Raw genomic sequence first — 19,392 nt, 5'->3', positions numbered from 1 at the left:
CTGGAATCCCGCTGGCCGAACCGCCGCTCACGGACGGGAATCCGTGCCGGTCGATAGCGTCACAGCTTGACGGCCGCTTCCCGGGCCCACAGCCGCAGCTTGCGGCAAGCCTGCACGAATGTGTTGGCGGAGGCTGCGGAGTCCAGCCGCATCAATCCCTCATCGGCATCGGCTGCGACGCCTGCCTTGGCCAGGAGAGGCGCGGCTCCCTCTGTAAAGCCGATGAATTTGCAATGCGCAAAGGCATCCGACACGAAGTCCTTCGCGGCTGCCTCCTTGACCAGCAACTCGGCGCCCGGCTCGGACAGGAGCAGGACCACGGCGTCGAACAGGACCGACGGACCGCCGTCGATCATGTGTCTGGCTTCGATGTGGGTGCCGTCTGCGGCCTCGACGCCGCCCACCTTGGGCGCTATCACCTCCATGACCGCGCCTTCCGTTTCGATGGCCGAGCGAAGTTGTTCGAAAAGGGCCGTGTCGGCCCCGTCGCTCAGCAACACGCCGACCTTGCGGCCTTTGAAACTATCGGGACCGTTCTCGATGATACTGAGAGCCGGAGACGGCGGCAGGTCGTCGCGCGGCGGAATGGCGGTCTCGGCGGGGTCGGGCATGTTCCGAATGCCAAGCTTGTCGGCGACTTGAGTCGCCAGCGTTTCGTCTATGTTCAGCAGATGCGCCACCATGCGTTCGCGGATCGCCGGTGCCTGCACCTTGCTCAATTCGAATGTCAGCGCCATGGCGATATGGCGTTGCTCCGGCGCTGTCTGGCTGTTGAAGAATTGCCGCGCCTGGCTGTAGTGGTCGGCGAAGCTCTCCGCCCGCAGACGCACCTTCTGCCCCTCTTCGGCGTCGGCGAAAGAGCGGAAGCCGCGTTGCGGATCCTCGCGGGGACCCGAGCCCCACGAATTCGGCTCATAGTTGGCGCGGCCGACCGGGTTGTGCATGGCCATGTGCCCGTCCTGCTGAAAATGTGCGAAGGGGCATTTCGGAGCGTTGATCGGAATATGGGTGAAGTTCGGGCTGCCCAGCCGCTTCAACTGGGTGTCGAGATAGGAGAAGTTGCGGCCCTGCAGAAGCGGGTCGTTGGAGAAGTCGATCCCGGGCGGCACGTTCTGGGTCATGAATGCAACCTGCTCGGTCTCGGCGAAGAAATTCTCCGGCATACGGTCGAGCACCAGCCGCCCGACCGGGATTGGCTCAATGATCTCTTCAGGGATGATCTTCGTGGCGTCCAAGATGTCGAAGTCGAAGCTGTCGGCAAAATCCTGGTCGAACAATTGCACCGTCAGCTCCCATTCCGGGAAGTTTCCTGACTGGATCGCTTCCCACAGGTCGCGGCGGTGGAAGTCGGGATCGGCGCCATTGATCTTGACCGCTTCGTTCCAGATCACCGACTGCATGCCGAGTTTCGGCTTCCAGATGAATTTGACGAATGTGGATTCGTCGTCGGCATTGACGAGGCGGAACGTGTGGACGCCAAAGCCTTGCATGAAACGGAAGGAGCGCGGTATCGCTCGATCCGACATGATCCACATGACCATGTGCATCGATTCCGGCATCAGGCTGATGAAATCCCAGAAATTGTCATGTGCGGTCTGGGCCTGCGGGAAAGCCCGGTCTGGCTCCTGCTTGGCAGCATGGATGAGGTCCGGAAATTTGATGGCGTCCTGGATGAAGAACACGGGAATATTGTTGCCGACGAGGTCCCAATTGCCTTCTTTGGTATAGAGCTTGACGGCAAAGCCGCGCACGTCTCGGGCGAGGTCGAACGAGCCCTTGTTGCCGGCAACCGTCGAGAACCGCACGAAGGCAGGCGTCTTTTCGCCGGCGCGCTGGAAAATGTCGGCACGCGTGTATTTGGCCAGCGATTCATAAGTCTCGAAATAGCCATGAGCGCCGTAACCACGGGCATGCACCACCCTTTCCGGGATGCGTTCGTGATCGAAGTGGAAGATCTTGTCGCGAAAGTGGGAGTCCTCGATCAGAGACGGTCCGCGCTCGCCAATCCGCAATGTGTTCTGGTCGTCGGAGACAGGCGTTCCCAGGGCAGTCGTGAGAACAGGCGTGTCGGCTTCCGCGATCTGGTGCAATTCGCCGCCATTTCCGCGCGCGGCATTCTGATCGTGCATACGCGCCGATTTGGGAGCTGAACGGTGTGCGGATTTGGCCATGATTTTTTCCTCGATTGACGCCCGTGGGCTGACTTGGCTCAAGGCGCCGAACTGCCGGTGCATGGCTTTGTTCCCGCACAACGGCGCGTCGCGCCTATCCTAAGCCAGCGCGAACACGCTGGTGGACGGCGCGCAAGGGGGGCGCGGCCGCAGCAGGATCGTTCGGCCGCATCAGAATTTTCTGGAGAGTTGTCTTCAACGCCCGGAACGATACAAACGTCCATGCATTTAGCTGGGGTCTGCATTCATACTTCTTTCTGGGAGCTGGACCATTGTCAGGCGAAGGCTATCTTTTGGCCGACCAGGAAACCCATGAAGTTTCCATCGTTGACCTGATACCCGCGCTACGGGCTTTCGCGCGCACCTTCTGCCGTATCCCCGACGATGCCGACGATCTGGTGCAGGAGACGTTGACGAAGGGCCTTGCCAACATCGACAAGTTCGAACCCGGCACGCGCATGAAGTCGTGGCTCTTCACCATCATGCGCAACACCTACTACACCCGGGTCAAGGTCGCGGCCAGGGAAGCGCCTGGCCTGCTCGACTGCGCGTCCTCGAGGCCGATTTCGGAAGCCACACAGGAATGGACCGTTCAGAGCAAGGAAGTTCACGGCGCCATCCAGAGGCTCCCTGAACACCAGCGCGAGGTGCTGATGCTGATCGGCGTCCTAGGTGTCAGCTATGAGGAGACGGCCGAGATATGTGGCTGTGCGGTGGGAACGGTCAAAAGCCGGCTCAACCGTGCCCGCGCCGCCGTTCTTGAGTTCCTGGGGGAGAGTTCGCTGCAGACGCTGATGGAAAGACGAAATCATCTGTCGGACGGGCAGATCGATATTGATGCCGACAACCGCAGATAGTCAGTTCTTTATGTCGCGCCGGCGTTTCGCAAGGAGCGCGTTTTGCAGTTCGATCGCCAGTCTGGTCAAGCGATCAGGAACCTTTTCCTGCTCGATCGCGATCAGCAGAGAGGCAATCTCCTGATCCATCGCCATTCCTGCGCGCGGGTCCATTCTATCATCGCTCGAACGAGACATCGTATTCCCTGGCTGGATGGATGGCAGTCCGTCATCCTATTGTGATGACAAGCAACCGCCATTACAAGGAGATGCCCGGTGCCGAAACCGTTGCCGGCAGCCCTTGCACAGGTTTTTCTTCCACTCTCGATTGCCGAGGTCACAGATCCACTGCGGCGCTTTCAGTCCTTCGGCAATCGATTTGCGGCATGATCCTGATATTGATCGGACTTGATCTGATTGCCGTCCAGGCCGCGTTCCTCGCTGTGCTGCTTCTTGTCCCTGTTGGATAAAACGGCATTCTCTTCGATTTTGTCCTTGGCCAGTTCGGTCATTGCTCCGGCGCCGGCCCCTTTGCCGTGGCTGCCACGGCCGATATGTTTCTTGCTGCCGGATGCCATGCTGTCCTCCTTCGAATTGGCGCCGCTCTTCAGCGTCGCTGTGTTCGACGCCCGAACTGGCATTGGCTGGTAATGTTCCGTCACGCCGGCAAGCAGGAAGGCGTCGCCGTCCCACAGCCGAAACGCTTTTTCGCCATCGATGACGACCTGCAATCCGTGACGTTGCGCCAGGTGACGGATATCGGAGCGGTCCAAAAACAGTGATTCGCGATATGAGTAGTTCAGCAAGGCCAGCCTGCCCGGCCTTTTGAGGACGCGCGCAATTTCGCCGAAATGCCGCTCCGCCACGCCGGCTAGCACCAGATAGGGGAAACTGTCGACCGCCAGAACGCAGTCGAAACTCGCGTCGCCGAACTCCGCCAGATCCAGGCCTGAGGTCCGCCGCAACTCTACATTGCCAAGCGCTGCGCATTGCTCACGGGCGATCGATATCATCCTCGACGATATGTCGATACCGACGACCCGCCCACAGGATGCCGACAGCGCGCGTTCGAAACGCCCGATGCCGCAACCGATGTCCAGAATGTTGCGTCCAGCACCGGTGAAGTCTTGCGCTGTCAGCCATGCAACGATTTCGTCGGTCGTGGCTGCCAGCCTTTCCTCATCGCCAAGGGAAGCCAACTGGACACTCGCCACCCGGGAAATCGCTGCCGCGGCATCAAAGCCCGAGGCCAGCCGCGTCACGACATCTGCATCCGTCTCGTCGTCGTCGCGTTCGTGACGAACGGCAGAACCCGTTTTCTGCAACGTGGCAAAAACCTTCGATCCGCGGCGAAGCAGCCCGGCTATCTGCTGGAGCCTTTTCCTGTCTCGAGTATCGACCGGATCGATCTCCGCCACGATCTCCGCCAATTCGACTGCCCCGATGCCTGGGTGGAGATGCAGCGCCAGCCTGGCGATGACGGCCTCGGCACTGACAGCGTCCGCCATACAGTCCTCGACCGCCAGCCTGACCGCTATCCGGCGGCGCACGGATGTTGGTTCCATCGAAACCATGGTCTCATTTCCGCGTCCAAGTCCTTCGCATCGTCCACCTGTCGCCAGCGCCCCAGCCATATTTGTACGGCTCCTGGCCGCGCAGGAAGTCGAACTCGCGCGCACCTTCGCGGATCGATTCGGCGATTGCGTGGCCGACCAGGATCGCGCCTGGACTTTCCTCGGCATAGGCAGGATCGAAACCGCCAAGATAGGCATAGGCACGGCCGCGATGGTGAAATCCGTAGTAGGCGCCGATTGGCTTGCCGTCGATGGCGAGCACCCAGCGTCGGGTCAGATCTCGAGCGTCGAGCAGGGGAAGCGAGCACCTGTGGAATTGCTCGACGGCGGGGTCGGCCAGCACGCCGCCTCCGTTTCCGGCCCAGCGCGCGCCGTGCAGGCCTATCAGGTGGTCGAGGAACAGTTGAGGATCGCCTCGTGCCGGCGACAACTCGACCCGGCCGCGTCTGGATGCGGCGCGGCGCGCCCGGCGCAACTGGCGTCTGCGCCGGGCAGGGACGCAGCCCGCCAGCGTTTCATCGCCGTCGGTGGCAAGCACGGGACAAACGGCGTGGCCGACCAGTCCATCGGCTTTCAATTCGGGATGTTCGATCGCCAGACCGGCACTGCCTTGCGGCAGATCCGGCAGGATCCACTGCGACCACTCGATCGAGAGTATCTTCTCTGCAAGGGCAGTGGCGACCTGGGCCTCGCTGCCGGGCACACACAGCACGTCCAGATAGTCGCTGAGGGAAATGCCGATCGGAAGCAGTTTCGAGCCTTCCGTGCCATGTTCGAGATAGAGCGGCGCCAGGCCCACCAGATCGTTGCCGCGCCAGATGGCGACCGTCGCCAGCTCCCCCGGAGCGAATGTGCGCCACCACGGCAGCAGCCAGGCGGGACATTGAAAGGGCGTCGCCGACGAACTCTGCTCCCACAGGTTCCACCAGTGCGGCGCCAGTGCATGCAATTGCTCTGGATCGCCGATGATCTCGCTGCGCAGCATCTGCTCTTTCACCGCACCGCGGCGAGACGCCTGCGGTCGGCGCCGAGCCGGGCCAGCGCCAGATAGGCGCTCATGTAGGACGAGACCATGCGCTCGAGCGAAAACCGCCGGCGCGCCTCGCTTCGGCACGTCTCGGCATCAAGGCTGGGTGCCGCGACAATTGCTTGCGCCATCTCGTCGACATTGTTGACGATAAAGCCGGTCTTGCCGTGCTCGACCACTTCGGGAAGCGCACCATTTGGAAAGGCGATCACCGGTGTGCCGCAGGCGAGTGCTTCCATCGCGACCAGCGAACTGGTCTCGGCGGCGAGGCTCGGAACGACTAGGCAGCGTGCTGCATTGAGCAAGCGCCGCTTGGCGGCGAAGCCGAGCGGACCGAGGAAGCGGCGCCGGCCGTCGAGGCGAGGTTCGACCTCATCGCGAAAGTACTGGATATGCGTCTCGTAAGGATAGACCCGCCCGCCGATGACCAGCGGCACATCAGCCTGCCTGGCGGCATCCAATGCCAGGTGTATGCCCTTTTCCGGGCAGATGCGGCTGAGCACGACGGCGAAGTCGCCCCTGGGCCGCGGCTGGTTCAGCGCGTCGATATCGACACCATTCGGGATCGGGGCAACCAAGCTTGCGTCCGGCGGTGCGGTTCTTTGCTGGGCTGACGAGACGGCGTGAAGCCAGAGATCGTCGCGCCCTGGGCGCAGCGCCCCGGCCGGGTACCAGTCGAGCGGCAGGTGAAGCGTCACCAGGGTCGGACCGTCGGCAGGCAGGTAGGCGTCGAAGTCGATGCCATGCAGGTGAACCACGTCGATCGGCCATTGGGCGCGGGCAGCGGCGATCGCGGCGCGATGGGACTCCTGTGCCCGGTTTTTTGCTGACTGGTCGAGCACGCCGGCTTCGGCGGGCGTTTCCACCAGAATGCCGCTTGCACTGGAACCCTGGCAGCCGATGACGATGGATCGGTGACCGGCGCGGGTCAGGGCCTGATCGAGCATTGACAGCACCTGCTCGGCGCCGCCAACGGCGTTCGGTCCCACCGGCGCGAGAGGATAGGCAACATTGAGCACTGTGAGCGTCATGGCTGGTCGAGCCGGAGCGCCTCGTGAGCACGGGCGCTTGCATGCAGCCAGGTGCCGGGCTCGAAACCCAGCGGCAGCGATTCATAGTAGAGCCTGCCATCGTTGGGCAGCTTCAGGAAATCATAGGTCGGCGCCAGCCGGAAACGCTCGGTGCGGGTCGAGAACGGCGCCAGCGTCCGCTGCTGCGTCAGGTGGCTGGCCAGCATGCGCTGCTTTTGCTGAAAGGCCGCTTCGGTCAGGCAGACCTCTATGCAATCACTGCCGGTGCCGCTGGCGAAATCCTGAAATACCGGGCCGTCCGGGCCAGCCGAATAAAAGGCCATTTCGATGATGGTGGGCACGGGCCGGCGGTCACGGCGCAGAAGATGGCAGGCCGCGTGAACGGCAAAAGCGGTCGCGTCGTGGTCGGGATGGCCTCCCTCGAAAGGATGTGTGCAGACGAAGCGGATGTCGGGTTCGCAAACAAGGCAGGCGAGTTCCTGCGCGAGCGCCACGAGATTCGCCGCAGCCTCCTTGTCGGGATAGCCAAGAGCGGTCAGGCCCGATGGCGATATGCCGGCCGCGGCCAAGGCTTCCGTCAGTTCCGCACGGCGGGCATCGGCATAGTCCTGCCATGTCTCGAAACCATGCGCTTGCGCGTCGGCAAGATCGCGTGGTGCTCCGTCCGTGACATGGACGATGCGGCATGACCGCAGTCCGGCAAGATGCCCGCCGATGCCGATCGTCTCGTCGTCCGGATGCGCGACGACGACCATGATCGCGGAACCATGTGCTGCGTCACTGCCCGTCAACAGGGCCGCGAATTCGCCCAGGGTTGCCGACGGTTGATGCATGGGAGCCTCACGCTGCCGAGGCTCGCCGCTTCGACGTGGAAGCCACGCCGGGCGCGTAGCGGCGGATCATGGTTGCACAGAATTCGGCGAATTCCTCCGGCACCAGCGGCGGACTGGTGTGGTGAGGCATCATCCCGCGATGCTCTGGCGTGAAGCAGAAGGTGACGGTCACGTCGAAATCGGCGAGCGCTTCCATCTGTCGGTCGAACCAGTTCAATGCATTCGGCCTGAAACTGTCGGCCCAGGAAAGTCCGGTCCGCATATTGGTGACCCCGAGCCGCTTCATCCAGGCGACGGCGTCGTCCAGCCGCGGGTCCTCGAAATGAAACCACTGCACCAGCCCCATCTCGGGCGTATGGCGCAGGAATTCCTCCAGTGCCGGTTTTGGCGTGCCGTCCTGGCGCAGCAGCCCCATATGGAAGTGACGATAGTAGGAGGAGCCTTCCGCTTCGCGATGGCGCGTTGTTGCTTCCCATTCGCGCGGGAGATCATAAAGGCTGTACCACTGGATGCGCGGAGCGTTGCCGAGCAGCAATTCAGCGGTGCGCCTGAGGCCCCAGACCTGGATCTCGTCGGCGCCGAAGGTCGATACGCCAACTTCGCTGACCCAGATCGGGAGATCGGTGACGGCCGCGATCTCACCGATCTTCTGTGGCCATTCCTGGATCTGCCACAGGTTCCAGTCGAGCGGAAAGCCATGTACCGCGACGGCATCGACGTGGTCCAGCAATCTGAGTTCCTTCATGCGCGTGACGAAGCCGGGGTCGATCGGAGAGATGCCGCCGAGCACCTTGGTCAGGGCCGGGTTCTCGGACGCTATCGCATCCGCCGACAACATTGCCATGGCGGCGAAGCGGCTCCAATCGGGGTCGAGCTCGGGATCCCAATGCGATTTGTTGTTGGGCTCGTTCCAGATCATCGCGGCTTCAATCATGGATCTGTCCTTTCGACGGGTAGACGGCGCCGCCGCCGGCCGGATCGCCGGCGGAACGGCAAAAATAAACCTCCTGCTCGGGGTGCAAAAAAATCTCGAAGCCGGCGCTGCGCAACATCGCTTCGGTGCAGGCGCGGTTGGGAATCCACCAATTGGTCGGATCGTCGGCATATCGATGTTCGATGAAATGCAGTTTCGGAAATTCCGGCCGCTCGAACAGGTCGTGCGTCCAGAAATGATAATTCTGCTCAAGCGCAGGCAGATCGGCGCTGCCGCGTTGCATGGACTGGAAGATCATCAGGTCGCCGGCGACATGCCCGCGGATCAGGTCGAGCGCGAGCAGGGGATGGCGCAGGTGGTAAAGAACCCCCATGAACAGCACGATGTCGAATGTCTCGCGCAGGGCGCCGACGTCATAAACCGAAAGCTTCTGGAACTCGATGTCGCAGTCCGCGATCTCGGCGGCAAAGCGCGCCTGTGCCAGATAGGCCTCGTCGAAATCGATGCCGAGGACGCGACCGGCGCCGCGCCGTTTCATTTCGATGGAATAAAAACCGGCATTGCAGCCGATATCGAGCACGGACTTGCCGGACAGGTCGGCTGGAATGGCATAGGCGAACTTGCGCCATTTGACCAGCGGGTAGTTACCGAGAAAATGGTCCGGAGCAGTTTCGACGCCGGCTAGTTCCATGTTGTGGAACCATGGGCCGAGGGCATCGATACGGCGTTGGATTTCAGCATGGGAATGCAGCATGGCTAAGCTCCTTCGCCCGGAACGGCATGCGAATGTGCAGTAGGCGCGATCATCGTGGGCCGGTGCTGTTTGGACGCAGCATCGTCGTCGAGCAGCCGAAGGGCCGCGCGATAACCGTTGAAAGTGCCGACATCGACGTAGGCGGCCCCTGCCTTCACCCCATACGCCTGACCGCCCGCCGTCAGGTAGGCGTTGATCAACGTGCCGATATATTCGTCATAGCAATCCCGCTCGCGCCAGAGTGCCGCGAGCTGGTGCAGGACATGGCCCGGCATCTTGAACGCGCCCCATATCCAGTTCGTCGCCGCGTCCTGCCGCTTGACCTGGATTTCCCGCACCCGGCCCTCCTCGTCGAGAACCACGGCATCGAAGAATTCCGGCCGATCCACCGGGAAGAGCAGGAATGACAGCCGGTCGTCCGGCAGACGGCAGAAGCCGTCTTCGGGAAACCAGATCGTATCGGGAAGCCCGATCAACACCGTCTCGTCCGGTGCGACGAGGGGTGCTGCCCGGAAGATGGCGTCGCAAAGGCCAACGGGGTTGGGTTGTACCACGAACAGAGCGGTCGCCGCTCCGTAGCCCGCGGCATAGTATTCGAGAATGTCGGATTTACCCGATCCGATGATGAAACAGACCTTGTCGACGCCGGCGCGCACCATCCGCCGCACCAGGTACTCGCTTACGGCACATGGGCGCTCTGTCTGTCCATCGATCCGGCTCCCGACCGGCAGCAGCTCTTTCGAGAAGCCGAGCGGTTGAATGCGGCTGCCGCGTCCGGCAGCGGGCACGATGCCCAACATCAGACTGCTTCCTTCATCGGTTCGCCGGCCGACCTCTGCAAGGCTTCGTTCAGGATGCGATCCAGTTCCGCCGCGCGCCGCGTGGATGTGTGTTCGTCCAGAACCCGTTCACGCGCACGGCTTCGAATTGCATCGAGCTCGTGCGATGGCAGTTTGAGCGCCGCGATCACGTCGTCTGTGTCGTACGCCAGCAGGATCTCGCTACCGGGTTCGAAGAAACTGCTGAGGCCCGGCCAGGTGTCGGTGACGATCGGTACGCCGCATGCCGCTGCTTCGAACAGCCGGCCCGAAGGGCACCACCCCTTTTGCGCCATCGCCTCGCGCGTCACATTCAGCGTCAGGCGGGACGACGAAAAGAAGGCTGGATGATCTGCCGGCGGAAGATGCCTGACGAAGAAGATGTTGTCGCTCCACGGGAATTCCTGTGGATATTGTGCACCGCCGATGATGAAGCGGTGGTCAGGCAGGAGTGCGGCCGGACGGACCAGCAGTTTCTCGACGCCGGCCTGGCGATCTGCCGCATAGGTCCCGAGATAGGACAGATCGCCCGCAAATTCCGGCCTAGGTACTGCCGGCCGGTGTTGGTCGGGATCGACATGGCCATAGAGCGGCACCACGTGGCGTGCACCGAGGACCGACTTGAGTGCATCGATTGCCGAGCCGCCCGTGTAACTCAGGACGAGATCGAAATCGGCAAGGCCCTCGGGCCCGAAATAGGGTGGGCGTTCACCTTGATCGAGGCGCGCCAGAGTGACCGGAGTGTCCAAGTCGTAAAAGACGCGCAGCCCGCGGCATGCCTGCTGCGCCAGGCGCGAAGCGTCCACGGCGTCGGGACAGTAGGAGGTAATGATGACGACGTCGGATTGCTTGATCGTCTGCTCCGCGACCCTCCGGATGTCCTCCCAGTCGGGGTAGAGCACGATATTGCCGCCATCCAGTTGATCGAGGTCCCGCGCACCGGCATAGTAGGGGGTGTTGCGCTCGAAAAAGGTGATGGACCAGCCGTGCCGGGCCAGCGCGCGGATCAGGCCACGCCACAGGGTGGCGTGGCCGTTTCCCCATGAAGACGTGACGGTGAGACCGAAAATGACCATCTGCATCCGGCAAGTCCTCGTCAGGCAAGTTCGTTCAGACGGATGAGCTTTGCTCCCCAGTCTCCGGACACGATCGTCGTGATTGAGGCGGGGTCGATATCGAAGCGAAAACTGTGGCCGACGGGCAGACCAAGCACATGGCAGATGGCTGCCTTGATCACGTCGGCATGGCTGATCAGCGCGACGCATTGATTCTGATGCCGCTCGCGAGCCTGATCCATCAGCGAGACGATACGCTGTTGGACATCCAGCATGGTTTCGCCGCTTGGGGTGCTTGCTTCCTGCCGCCGGCTGTTCCACGCCTGCCAGCCGGCATCGCCGTTCAGTTCCTCGAACGTCTTTCCCGACCAGATGCCGAAGTCGATCTCGTCGAGTTCAGCGCAGATCGCGATTTCGCCGACACTACAGGCAGTCGCGATCGGCTTGGCGGTTTCCTGCGTGCGCTCGCGTGGGCTGCACCAGATAGCGGCAATCGGCTCGCGGGCCATGCGGCGGCCAAGATGCGCCGCCTGAGCCCTGCCGGATTCGCCAAGGCGAACTCCGCCCATCCGTCCGGCCAGATAGGAGCCGACATTGTCGTGTGCCGCGTGCCGGATCAGGAAGAAGGTCGTCGTCATTCCGCGGCATCGAGCATAGGCTCGTCCCTGCCTGTGATGAATGCGAGCGTGCGCTGCCGAGCTTCGGCATCGGTGAACTGCTCAGGCGGAGACTTCATGAAATAGCTGCACGGACCGGTCAGCGCGCCGGCGATGCCGCGGTCAAGCGCCAGCTTGGCGCAGCGCACGGCGTCGATGACCACGCCGGCCGAATTGGGCGAATCCCAGACTTCCAGCTTGAGTTCGGCGTTGAGCGGCACTCCACCGAAGGTCGTGCCTTCAACCCGGATGTAGGCCCATTTGCGATCGGTGAGCCATGGCACATGGTCACTGGGGCCGACATGAATGTTGCCCGGCTCCAGGGGAACATCGAACTGGCTGGTCACGGACTGCGTTTTCGAGATCTTCTTCGATTCCAGCCGCTCGCGTTCCAGCATGTTGAGGAAGTCGGTGTTGCCGCCGAAGTTCAACTGATAAGTGCGGTCGATGCGGACGCCGCGCTCGCGGAAGAGATTGGCCAGCAACCGATGCACGATGGTCGCGCCGACCTGGCTCTTGATATCGTCGCCGACCAGCGGCAGCCCGCGTTCCTGGAAACGCAGGCGCCATTCGGGCCGTGACGCGATGAAAACCGGTATGCAGTTGACGAAGGCGCAGCCGGCCTCGAGGGCGCATTCGGCATAAAAGCGCGTCGCTTCCTCCGACCCCACCGGCAGGTACGAGACCAGCACATCGGCACCGCTGTTCCGCAGGATTTCGCTGACATTGGCAACCGGCTCCGGCGCTTCCTCGATTTCCGTGCGCAGATATTTGCCGATGCCGTCCAACGTGGGGCCACGCTCCACGCGAACCCCGGTTGCAACCGCATCGGCAAAACGGAACGTGTTGTTCGGGGCGCTGTAGATCGCATCGGCCACGTCGCACCCGACCTTGCCCTTGGCGACATCGAACGCACAGACGACCTCGATGTCGTCGACGTGGTAGCCGCCGACATCGGTATGCATCAGCCCGGGGATCGGCTCATTGCCTTTTGCGTCTCGGTAATAGGAAAGGCCTTGCACCAGGGAGGATGCGCAATTGCCTACACCGACGATACCGACACGAACTTTCTTCGATCCCACGAAACTGCCGTCCTGTGCTGTCCAAGGTAAGTTCCTGGGCCCGAACCGTCAGCTTGCCGGAATGTTCCTTGGCACGTGGAAAAATTGCGCGCGGCAGGATGGATCAAAGCCGCGCATGCCGCGTTGGCGCACGGCGAGCTTGGAATCGGTGGATGATCGTCTACGGCGACCACAAACGAACAGAAGACGCGCGACAGCTTCGCGAGGCTGCAAGCGAAATGGCTGAAAGCCTCGATTGCAGGCCCTGCGGCATTCAACGCCACGCTGCGCTGGTAGGGTTGTTCGTCAAGGTCTCGGAACTGGTCCAGGCACTGGCCGATGTCGAGTTCGAGGCCCGCGGCGGGGACACCCCTTCGCCGAGGCAGCGGCAAGGTGCCAAGCTGCTGGTCGGCCTTGCGGCGGAAGTGGCGAGGTCCTGGCGAAGCGGCTTCACAGTGACTGGCGCCGTCGATCCCGTGCTGAGGCATATGCTGGCCGCGCTCGACTGCCGGGGCAAGGTTCTTACCGGCACGGCCGAGGGATACGCCCATTATGCGCTCTATCCTGAAAGCTACCTCGGCGCGGGGCGGGCATCAGGCCTCGACGCGAATACATGCGTCATCGGCATCCGCAGCATTGGCCTCGGGCTTGCCGCCTTGGTCGCCGCGGCGATCGACGCGCCGGCACCCATCAGCGTGCGCCCGATCGGCCATCCTTTCCGCAGGTATGTCAACGCCGACCCGGAATTGATCGGCGCCTGGAGGGGCAAGCCGTCGGCTTGCTTCGCTGTCGTCGACGAGGGCCCCGGCCTGTCGGGCAGTTCAATGCACTCCGTCGTCGCATGGCTGCGGCGGCTGGGCATCGATAGGGATCGCATTCACCTGTTCCCCAGCCATTCCGGCGGCCCGGGTGCCGAAGCCTCTAAGGAGGTTCATGAGACATGGTCGGGTTGCCGCAAACATGTGGCGCGGGCCTTCGAACGCACCTTCCCGGGCGGCGCGCAAATGCCGACGCTACGCGATTGGGTGGCGGAGGCTGCCGGCAGCCCGCAATTGGCCCTGACCGAAATATCCGCTGGAGAGTGGCGAAACCTCCACTACGCCGAGGAGAGGCTCTGGCCGCCGAGTCAACGCGGCATCGAGCGGCGAAAATTCCTGGCGTCCGCGGGACGCGATCGGTGGCTCGTCAAATTTGCCGGCCTCGGTCAAACCGGGCAGCGCAAGATGCAAACCGCGGAGATGCTGCACGAAGCCGGCTTCGGACCGCAGATCGTCGGGCTTTGTCACGGTTTTCTGGTTGAACGGTGGGTCGAGGGAAAGACAATGGATCAGGTAAACCTGTCCAGAGACAGGCTTGTCGCGGAGCTCGCACACTATCTCGCTTGGCGTGCGGCCAATCTCAGAACTCCGGAACTGGGTGCTGGATTGCCGGAACTCGCTGAGATGGCCGTCCACAATGGCGCCGAAGCCCTGGGTGAGCGGCGCGCGGCGGAGCTGCGGAACTGGTTCTCGAAGCGTGCCCCTGCGCAAGCGCTGCCACGGGTCGAGATCGACGGAAGGCTTCACCCGTGGGAGTTTCTCGTTTGTGCCGACGGGACGTTGATCAAGACGGATGCCGTCGATCACTGCCGGGGACATGATTTGATCGGCTGCCAGCCCATAGAGTGGGATATTGCCGGCGCTCGCGTCGAATATGGATTTTCCGACAGCGAGCTAGCGACGTTGGTCCACCGCATGGAAGCCGGGGAGCGGCTCAATATCGATACCGGCCTCATTGACTGTCTCGAACCTTGCTACCTGGCGTTTCAACTGGGACTCTGGGACGTTGCTGCCCGATCCGAGCATGGCCCGGAGAAGCCAAGGCTGGTAGCTGCGGCAACGCGGTACAAGAAAGGGCTGCTACGCTTCCTGGAGAGGTCCGGGCCGTGACGATCAGTCCAGTCTCCGCAGCATGTCCGCTTCGCGTTCGAGAATGGTGGCCACTTCCTCGCGCTGCAGATGCGTCATCATTAGGCTGACGCAGCACTCGAGATAGGTGATGGAGGCCCGTCGCAGAAAGGCAGCCGTCTCTCTTTCCGCAATCTGCTCGATATCCTTTGCGGATCGTTTGGGTTGCACAGGTCCGTTCTCCATAGCGGGATCTCATCGTCAAACCCCGAGCTTGCCAGGATGTTCCGCGCAATCCGCAAAAGTGCGGCAGGAGGCATGACCGTGCTTGAGCGGTCATACCGGAACACGTGGCTGCGGCGGCCTGGCCTCAGGCCGGAAGGTTCTGCAACCTGCCCGATCTTGCGTTTGTCGCAATAGCTGTCATCCGGCCGTCGATCCCGCTGGTTTCGAGATTGGAGAAGTATCCGATCGTCTGCATCAGCCCTTGCCTGAGCGGCACTTTCGGCGTCCAGCCGAGCAGCGCCTTCGCACGCGAGATGTCGGGCTGCCTCCGGCGGGGATCGTCTTGCGGCAAGGGCAGGAATTTCAGATCCGATTTGGTTCCGGTCATGTCTCTCACCATGGATGCCAGTCGCATGATGGTGAATTCTCCGGGATTGCCCAGGTTGACAGGTTTTCCGGGATTGGGGTCGAGATCCATCAGGCGCATCATACCTTCGATCAGATCGGAGACGTAGCAGAAGGACCTTGTCTGCAACCCATCACCGAATATCGTCATCGAGCGCTTCTCAAGCGCCTGCATGATCAGGTTCGAGACGATGCGGCCGTCGGCGGGGTCCATCCTGGGACCGTAGGTATTGAAGATGCGAGCCACGCGAATATCGGCTTTTGCTGCTCTCAGATAATCGAAGCAAAGCGTTTCGGCGGTGCGCTTGCCTTCGTCGTAGCAGGCGCGCGGGCCGGTGAAGTTCACATGGCCAACATAGTCTTCCCGTTGCGGATGTTGTTCCGGGTCGCCATAAACTTCACTTGTCGACGCCTGCAGGAATCGCGCATTGTTGCGGGCGGCGAGTTCGAGCAGGTTGAGCGTTCCGATGACGCAGGTGCGTGTCGTGTGTATCGGATCGGCCTGGTAGCGCGGCGGCGAAGCAGCGCATGCCAGGTTGAAAACGCGATCGACCGGCTCGCCGAGGTTCAGCGGCCGGCAGATATCCTGCTCGATCAGCCGGAAGCGCGGCTGGTCCATGATCGAGACGATGTTGTCCATGCGGCCGGTAAGGAAATTGTCGACGCAGATCACACGCCAGCCGTTGCGGAACAACGTTTCGCAAAGATGCGAGCCGAGGAAACCCGCGCCGCCGGCGACAAGCACTGTCTTCGCCCTTCGCGCTTTTCTTGTTTGCCGCATCGCTGTTTTCTCCTGTCTTTCAGTCATGCTGCGGTTCCGATATCGAGATCGATCATCGCCGCTCTCGGTCGTGTCAGCAGCGACACGAATTCGCGGGCCCTGGCCGCACCGGTATGTGCTGCCAGGACGAGTTCGCGCGCCCGGCCGGCCATGGCGAGCCGGGCGCGCTCGGATTCCCTGAGCAGGATATCGACGATGTCATCCGCCTTGTCGGCCGTGCGGATCGCCGAAGCAGGAAAGAAGCTGTCGAGACCCGGCCAGCGATCGCTGATAATCGGCGTGCCGCAAGCGGCAGCCTCGAAAAGCCGTACGCTGGGCGACCATCCGGCGGCGATCATCGATCTGCGCGTGACGTTCAGCGTGTAGCGCTGGCGGCTATAGAATGCGGCATGGTCGGCCGGCGGCAAATGTTCGATTCGTTCGACATTCTCAGGCCAGACGATGTCGGACGGATATTGCGAGCCGGCGACGACGAAACGGCGCTCCGGCATGCGCCGTGCGGGCTCGAGCAACAGCGCGTTGAGCGTTGCCTGCCGGTCGGTGCTGTAGGTGCCGAGATAACCGAGGTCCCAGCCGACTGGGTCGGCGGTTCGGTGATGCCGTTGCGGATCGACCGAACAGTAGAGCGGTTCGGCACGGCGCGCACCGAAATCCTGCGCCAGTCGGCCAAGCGTCGGCCCGCCGGTGAAGGAGAAATAGACATCGAAATACGGAATCTGCCGCCGACTAAGATAGTCGCATTCATCCGTCGAAAGCTTTGCCAGGGTCACCGGCGTGTCGATGTCATAAAAGCAGAGCGCCCCTTTGCAGAGCGCCACGGCAATGTCGATGACCGCGCGCCCCTCCGGAACGAAGGACCCGACGACCACGACATCGGCCTGTTGCAGGCATCGTGCCCAGTCCTGTTGCAACTCCTGCGTCGTTTCGTAGTAGCGCAGAGTGCAGAAATCGGGATCGCGCAAGTCGCGGTGATTGGCATACCACGGCACGTTGCGCTCCAGGAAGGTCACGCGGTGACCGAGTTCATGCAGGCCTTTCAGCAGGCCTCGAAATGTCGTGGCGTGGCCGTTTCCCCAGGACGAGGAGAGGGACAGGCCGAGAAAGACGATGTTGAGCCGCTTGGTCATTACGCCGCCTCCACGGTCCCGCGCTCGAAGTGCTGCCTCAAGACCGTATCGGTCACGGCCGCTCTCATGGCGTAGGTATGTTCACCGCGGACGCGGCGCAGCGCGGACGCGCCGATCGCCTTTGCCCGATTGGGGGTCAAGGTGCGCATGATTTCGGCGACATCGCCGCCGTCGCGCGCGACCAGGATCTCCTCGCCGGGTTTCAGGAACAGTTCGACGCCCAGCCACGCATCCGTGATGAGGCAGGCACCGGCGCCCGCCGCCTCGAAAACCCGGGTGGCGGGCGAAAAGCCGTTTGCGGCCATGCTGTCGCGGCTGATGTTCAACACGGCCTTCGGGGTGACGTTGAAGGCGTTGTGGTCACGGGTGCCGACGTGGCCGAGCCAACCGACATTGGCGGGAAGCGGCTTGTCGCCCCAGCCCGATCCGCCAAGCAGGAAACGCTGCTCCTGCAAACGGCTGGCCGGATCGAGAAAAAACGCCTCGACGCGCGCCTCACGGTCCGGCAGCCGGTTTCCGAGGAAAGCGAGGTCGCAAGCAAAACGCGCCTGACTGGCGACTGGATAATGCGTTTCAGGATCGAGCGCATTGTAGATCGGCACGCATTCCTTCGCTCCCATGGCGCGATAGGCCCAGACCACGGGGTCGCCGCCGCCATAGGTCAACACAAGATCGATTTGCCGCAGCGCGGCATGCAGCGGATGGTCCGGTTCATCGCGCAATTGGCCGAGCGTCGCTGGAGCATCCACGTCCCAGAACACGACGAGCGCGTCAGGACGCGCGTGATCGAGCACGGCGCGCAGCAGCGCCTCATCCTCGAAACCGACGCCGCTCGCCTTGACGACGATATCCGCCTCGGCGGCGCACGCCGCCACCTGCATCAGCGCGTGCTGGGTCGCCTCGTACACGACGACGGCGCACCAATCCGGCGCCTCGATGTCGCGGTTGTTCCGGCGGTCATAGACGTCAGGTTCATAGAAGGTGATTTCGTAGCCGAGTTGGGAAAGCGCCTTGAGCAACCCACGGTAATAGGTAGCGGCGCCGTTCCAGTAAGACGACAACAGGCTCGATCCATAAAAAGCGATCTTCATTCAGCAGCTTCCTTTGCGGCGGTCGGATTGGTGATGTGTTGAGGTCCGCATTCGGCGAGCACGCCGAACAACTCGTCCACGCGGTGCCGGCATGTGTGCCGCAGGCGGATGGTCTCGAGACCAGACGCCGCCAGGGAGGCAGCGAAATCCGCGTCGCCGAGTACGGCCCGGAGGTGTCGCCGCATCTGGGAGCCATTGTCCGCGAACAGGAAATCGACGCCTGGCCTGAACAGTTGCTCGGTGTCGGACCACGGGGCCGAAATCAGCGGAATGCCGCAGGCGAGCGCCTCGAACACGCGGATGGTCGGAATGCCGGGCAGGCCTTCCCGATAGGGGCGGCGCGGAACATGCACCGTGACACGATGCGCTGCGAACGCCTTCGGCACGTCGGCATTGGCGATCCAGCCTTCATGGCGCAGGCCGGCGGCTGCGAGATCGGCGAGCGCCTGCCTGGGGTAGCGCACGCCATGAACGGTGGCATCGAGGCCGAGTTCGTGCACCGGCTCGATCAGAAATTCCTTGAGCTCCGCGGTACGCTCGTCGTCGCCCCAGTTTCCAATCCAGATCAGATCGGAGGTCGGGCGGATCTCAGGATGCGGTCTGAACAGGCGGTCGTCAGCCGCCTCGTGCCAGGTGAAGACGCGTTTGCCCCACCCGGCGCGCAGGTAGCTCTCGCGCAGGGCTTCGCCAAAGGCGAGGACGCCGTCGTAATGCTCCAGCCGGAGCGCCGAGATCGCCTCGGTCGCCGACACGGCGCGGTGGTGGGTGTCGTGAAACAGGAGGATAAAGTTGCCGCCGTTGGCCCTGGCGCGACCAAGGCGCGCGACGAGGTCCGGCTCGGTCCATTCATGGACGACCACCACGTCCGCATCGGCGATCCAGGCCTCGTGGTCAAAGCCGGCATCGTAGGTCACCGGCATCAGCTCGGGGAAATCATTCCTGAAGCGCTCGATGGCGAAGGAGCCCTTCTCGGCCAGCAGATTCGAGCGGCTCCAGCCGTCCGCCGGCTCCAGCGCGATCGCCTGATGCTGGCGTGCGACCAGCTCCCGCATGACGCCGCGCAGGAAATGTGCGTTGCCGTGGTTCCAGTCGGAAACGACCGAATGGGTATAGAACAGAAAGCGCAT

The 19,392-nt window shown here is 62.6% G+C and carries 19 protein-coding genes and 1 pseudogene; 2 read left to right on the top strand and 18 right to left on the bottom strand.

Going from position 1 to position 19,392, the window contains the following annotated elements; genetic code table 11:
* Positions 1 to 59 precede the first annotated feature (59 nt).
* A complete protein-coding gene (locus FJ973_RS10535; protein ID WP_140555683.1) occupies positions 60 to 2,171 on the bottom strand; it encodes a catalase in 2,112 nt (703 codons plus the stop codon).
* Positions 2,172 to 2,464: 293 nt separating this feature from the next.
* On the opposite strand from FJ973_RS10535, the gene FJ973_RS10530 reads away from it, so the two are divergent.
* Positions 2,465 to 3,028: a sigma-70 family RNA polymerase sigma factor gene (locus FJ973_RS10530; protein WP_140555722.1), complete on the top strand. Its 564-nt coding sequence runs from the start codon at positions 2,465 to 2,467 to the stop codon at positions 3,026 to 3,028.
* Here the strand turns inward: FJ973_RS10530 and FJ973_RS10525 are convergent, their stop codons facing one another.
* The 12 genes and pseudogenes from FJ973_RS10525 to FJ973_RS10475 form a co-directional block, all read right to left on the bottom strand.
* The gene (locus FJ973_RS10525) at positions 3,029 to 3,181 is read right to left on the bottom strand and encodes a hypothetical protein (protein ID WP_181165412.1); all 153 of its coding nucleotides are present in this window, start codon (positions 3,179 to 3,181) and stop codon (positions 3,029 to 3,031) included. It abuts the gene before it with no gap.
* Positions 3,182 to 3,366: 185 nt separating this feature from the next.
* Positions 3,367 to 3,585, bottom strand: coding sequence for a hypothetical protein (locus FJ973_RS31345; RefSeq protein ID WP_224519089.1), 219 nt, complete (start codon positions 3,583 to 3,585; stop codon positions 3,367 to 3,369).
* Between the two features lie 213 nt (positions 3,586 to 3,798).
* A pseudogene (locus FJ973_RS31340) lies at positions 3,799 to 4,515 on the bottom strand (class I SAM-dependent methyltransferase); the annotation flags it as partial.
* A 70-nt stretch (positions 4,516 to 4,585) separates the two neighbouring features.
* Positions 4,586 to 5,566 carry a GNAT family N-acetyltransferase gene (locus tag FJ973_RS10515; protein ID WP_181169760.1) on the bottom strand — a complete coding sequence of 327 codons (981 nt, stop codon included), beginning with the start codon at positions 5,564 to 5,566 and terminating at the stop codon, positions 4,586 to 4,588.
* 8 nt (positions 5,567 to 5,574) lie between these two features.
* The gene (locus FJ973_RS10510; RefSeq protein ID WP_140497386.1) at positions 5,575 to 6,639 is read right to left on the bottom strand and encodes a glycosyltransferase family 4 protein; all 1,065 of its coding nucleotides are present in this window, start codon (positions 6,637 to 6,639) and stop codon (positions 5,575 to 5,577) included.
* Complete coding sequence (locus tag FJ973_RS10505; RefSeq protein ID WP_140497388.1) at positions 6,636 to 7,472, bottom strand: PIG-L family deacetylase; 837 nt, start codon at positions 7,470 to 7,472, stop codon at positions 6,636 to 6,638. The genes FJ973_RS10510 and FJ973_RS10505 overlap by 4 nt, the downstream gene beginning before the upstream one ends.
* Before the next feature lie 7 nt (positions 7,473 to 7,479).
* Positions 7,480 to 8,406 (bottom strand): beta-xylosidase, encoded by a 927-nt coding sequence (locus FJ973_RS10500; protein ID WP_140497390.1) that lies wholly within the window; start codon positions 8,404 to 8,406, stop codon positions 7,480 to 7,482.
* Complete coding sequence (locus FJ973_RS10495; protein WP_140497392.1) at positions 8,399 to 9,160, bottom strand: TIGR04290 family methyltransferase; 762 nt, start codon at positions 9,158 to 9,160, stop codon at positions 8,399 to 8,401. Before FJ973_RS10495 ends, FJ973_RS10500 begins: the two co-directional genes overlap by 8 nt.
* Positions 9,161 to 9,162: 2 nt before the next feature.
* Entirely contained in the window at positions 9,163 to 9,960 is a 798-nt protein-coding gene (locus tag FJ973_RS10490) for a sugar phosphate nucleotidyltransferase (protein ID WP_140497394.1), read from the bottom strand.
* Positions 9,960 to 11,060, bottom strand: coding sequence for a glycosyltransferase (locus FJ973_RS10485; RefSeq protein WP_140497396.1), 1,101 nt, complete (start codon positions 11,058 to 11,060; stop codon positions 9,960 to 9,962). The genes FJ973_RS10490 and FJ973_RS10485 overlap by 1 nt, the downstream gene beginning before the upstream one ends.
* 14 nt (positions 11,061 to 11,074) lie before the next feature.
* Complete coding sequence (locus FJ973_RS10480) at positions 11,075 to 11,671, bottom strand: histidine phosphatase family protein (RefSeq protein WP_140555680.1); 597 nt, start codon at positions 11,669 to 11,671, stop codon at positions 11,075 to 11,077.
* Positions 11,668 to 12,771 (bottom strand): inositol-3-phosphate synthase, encoded by a 1,104-nt coding sequence (locus FJ973_RS10475; RefSeq protein WP_140497400.1) that lies wholly within the window; start codon positions 12,769 to 12,771, stop codon positions 11,668 to 11,670. The genes FJ973_RS10480 and FJ973_RS10475 overlap by 4 nt, the downstream gene beginning before the upstream one ends.
* 467 nt (positions 12,772 to 13,238) lie before the next feature.
* Here FJ973_RS10475 and FJ973_RS10470 point away from each other — a divergent pair, with 467 nt between their 5' ends.
* Complete coding sequence (locus FJ973_RS10470; protein ID WP_246675860.1) at positions 13,239 to 14,678, top strand: hypothetical protein; 1,440 nt, start codon at positions 13,239 to 13,241, stop codon at positions 14,676 to 14,678.
* Positions 14,679 to 14,681: 3 nt separating this feature from the next.
* Here the strand turns inward: FJ973_RS10470 and FJ973_RS10465 are convergent, their stop codons facing one another.
* The 5 genes from FJ973_RS10465 to FJ973_RS10445 all read right to left on the bottom strand — a co-directional run bounded on the left by FJ973_RS10465 (position 14,682) and on the right by FJ973_RS10445 (position 19,392).
* Positions 14,682 to 14,867 (bottom strand): hypothetical protein, encoded by a 186-nt coding sequence (locus FJ973_RS10465; RefSeq protein ID WP_140497402.1) that lies wholly within the window; start codon positions 14,865 to 14,867, stop codon positions 14,682 to 14,684.
* Between the two features lie 139 nt (positions 14,868 to 15,006).
* The gene (locus FJ973_RS10460; RefSeq protein WP_140497404.1) at positions 15,007 to 16,047 is read right to left on the bottom strand and encodes a UDP-glucuronic acid decarboxylase family protein; all 1,041 of its coding nucleotides are present in this window, start codon (positions 16,045 to 16,047) and stop codon (positions 15,007 to 15,009) included.
* Between the two features lie 23 nt (positions 16,048 to 16,070).
* On the bottom strand, positions 16,071 to 17,174 hold the full coding sequence (locus tag FJ973_RS10455) for a glycosyltransferase (protein ID WP_140497406.1): 1,104 nt from the start codon (positions 17,172 to 17,174) through the stop codon (positions 16,071 to 16,073).
* Complete coding sequence (locus FJ973_RS10450) at positions 17,174 to 18,265, bottom strand: glycosyltransferase (RefSeq protein ID WP_140555679.1); 1,092 nt, start codon at positions 18,263 to 18,265, stop codon at positions 17,174 to 17,176. The genes FJ973_RS10455 and FJ973_RS10450 overlap by 1 nt, the downstream gene beginning before the upstream one ends.
* Complete coding sequence (locus FJ973_RS10445) at positions 18,262 to 19,392, bottom strand: glycosyltransferase (RefSeq protein ID WP_140555677.1); 1,131 nt, start codon at positions 19,390 to 19,392, stop codon at positions 18,262 to 18,264. The genes FJ973_RS10450 and FJ973_RS10445 overlap by 4 nt, the downstream gene beginning before the upstream one ends.

It is taken from the genome of Mesorhizobium sp. B2-1-3, from assembly GCF_006442495.1.
Taxonomy (GTDB): Bacteria; Pseudomonadota; Alphaproteobacteria; order Rhizobiales; family Rhizobiaceae; genus Mesorhizobium.
The sequence above is the reverse complement of the archived record's forward strand: the minus strand, read 5'-3'. Positions and strand labels throughout refer to the sequence as shown.

Coding starts and splice junctions, on each gene's coding strand:
- FJ973_RS10535 (WP_140555683.1), bottom strand. CDS start 2,171: ATGGCCAAATCCGCACACCGTTCAGCTCCCAAATCGGCGCGTATGCAC.
- FJ973_RS10525 (WP_181165412.1), bottom strand. CDS start 3,181: ATGGACCCGCGCGCAGGAATGGCGATGGATCAGGAGATTGCCTCTCTG.
- FJ973_RS31345 (WP_224519089.1), bottom strand. CDS start 3,585: ATGGCATCCGGCAGCAAGAAACATATCGGCCGTGGCAGCCACGGCAAA.
- FJ973_RS10515 (WP_181169760.1), bottom strand. CDS start 5,566: ATGCTGCGCAGCGAGATCATCGGCGATCCAGAGCAATTGCATGCACTG.
- FJ973_RS10510 (WP_140497386.1), bottom strand. CDS start 6,639: ATGACGCTCACAGTGCTCAATGTTGCCTATCCTCTCGCGCCGGTGGGA.
- FJ973_RS10505 (WP_140497388.1), bottom strand. CDS start 7,472: ATGCATCAACCGTCGGCAACCCTGGGCGAATTCGCGGCCCTGTTGACG.
- FJ973_RS10500 (WP_140497390.1), bottom strand. CDS start 8,406: ATGATTGAAGCCGCGATGATCTGGAACGAGCCCAACAACAAATCGCAT.
- FJ973_RS10495 (WP_140497392.1), bottom strand. CDS start 9,160: ATGCTGCATTCCCATGCTGAAATCCAACGCCGTATCGATGCCCTCGGC.
- FJ973_RS10490 (WP_140497394.1), bottom strand. CDS start 9,960: ATGTTGGGCATCGTGCCCGCTGCCGGACGCGGCAGCCGCATTCAACCG.
- FJ973_RS10485 (WP_140497396.1), bottom strand. CDS start 11,060: ATGCAGATGGTCATTTTCGGTCTCACCGTCACGTCTTCATGGGGAAAC.
- FJ973_RS10480 (WP_140555680.1), bottom strand. CDS start 11,671: ATGACGACGACCTTCTTCCTGATCCGGCACGCGGCACACGACAATGTC.
- FJ973_RS10470 (WP_246675860.1), top strand. CDS start 13,239: ATGCTGGCCGCGCTCGACTGCCGGGGCAAGGTTCTTACCGGCACGGCC.
- FJ973_RS10460 (WP_140497404.1), bottom strand. CDS start 16,047: ATGCGGCAAACAAGAAAAGCGCGAAGGGCGAAGACAGTGCTTGTCGCC.
- FJ973_RS10455 (WP_140497406.1), bottom strand. CDS start 17,174: ATGACCAAGCGGCTCAACATCGTCTTTCTCGGCCTGTCCCTCTCCTCG.
- FJ973_RS10450 (WP_140555679.1), bottom strand. CDS start 18,265: ATGAAGATCGCTTTTTATGGATCGAGCCTGTTGTCGTCTTACTGGAAC.
- FJ973_RS10445 (WP_140555677.1), bottom strand. CDS start 19,392: ATGCGCTTTCTGTTCTATACCCATTCGGTCGTTTCCGACTGGAACCAC.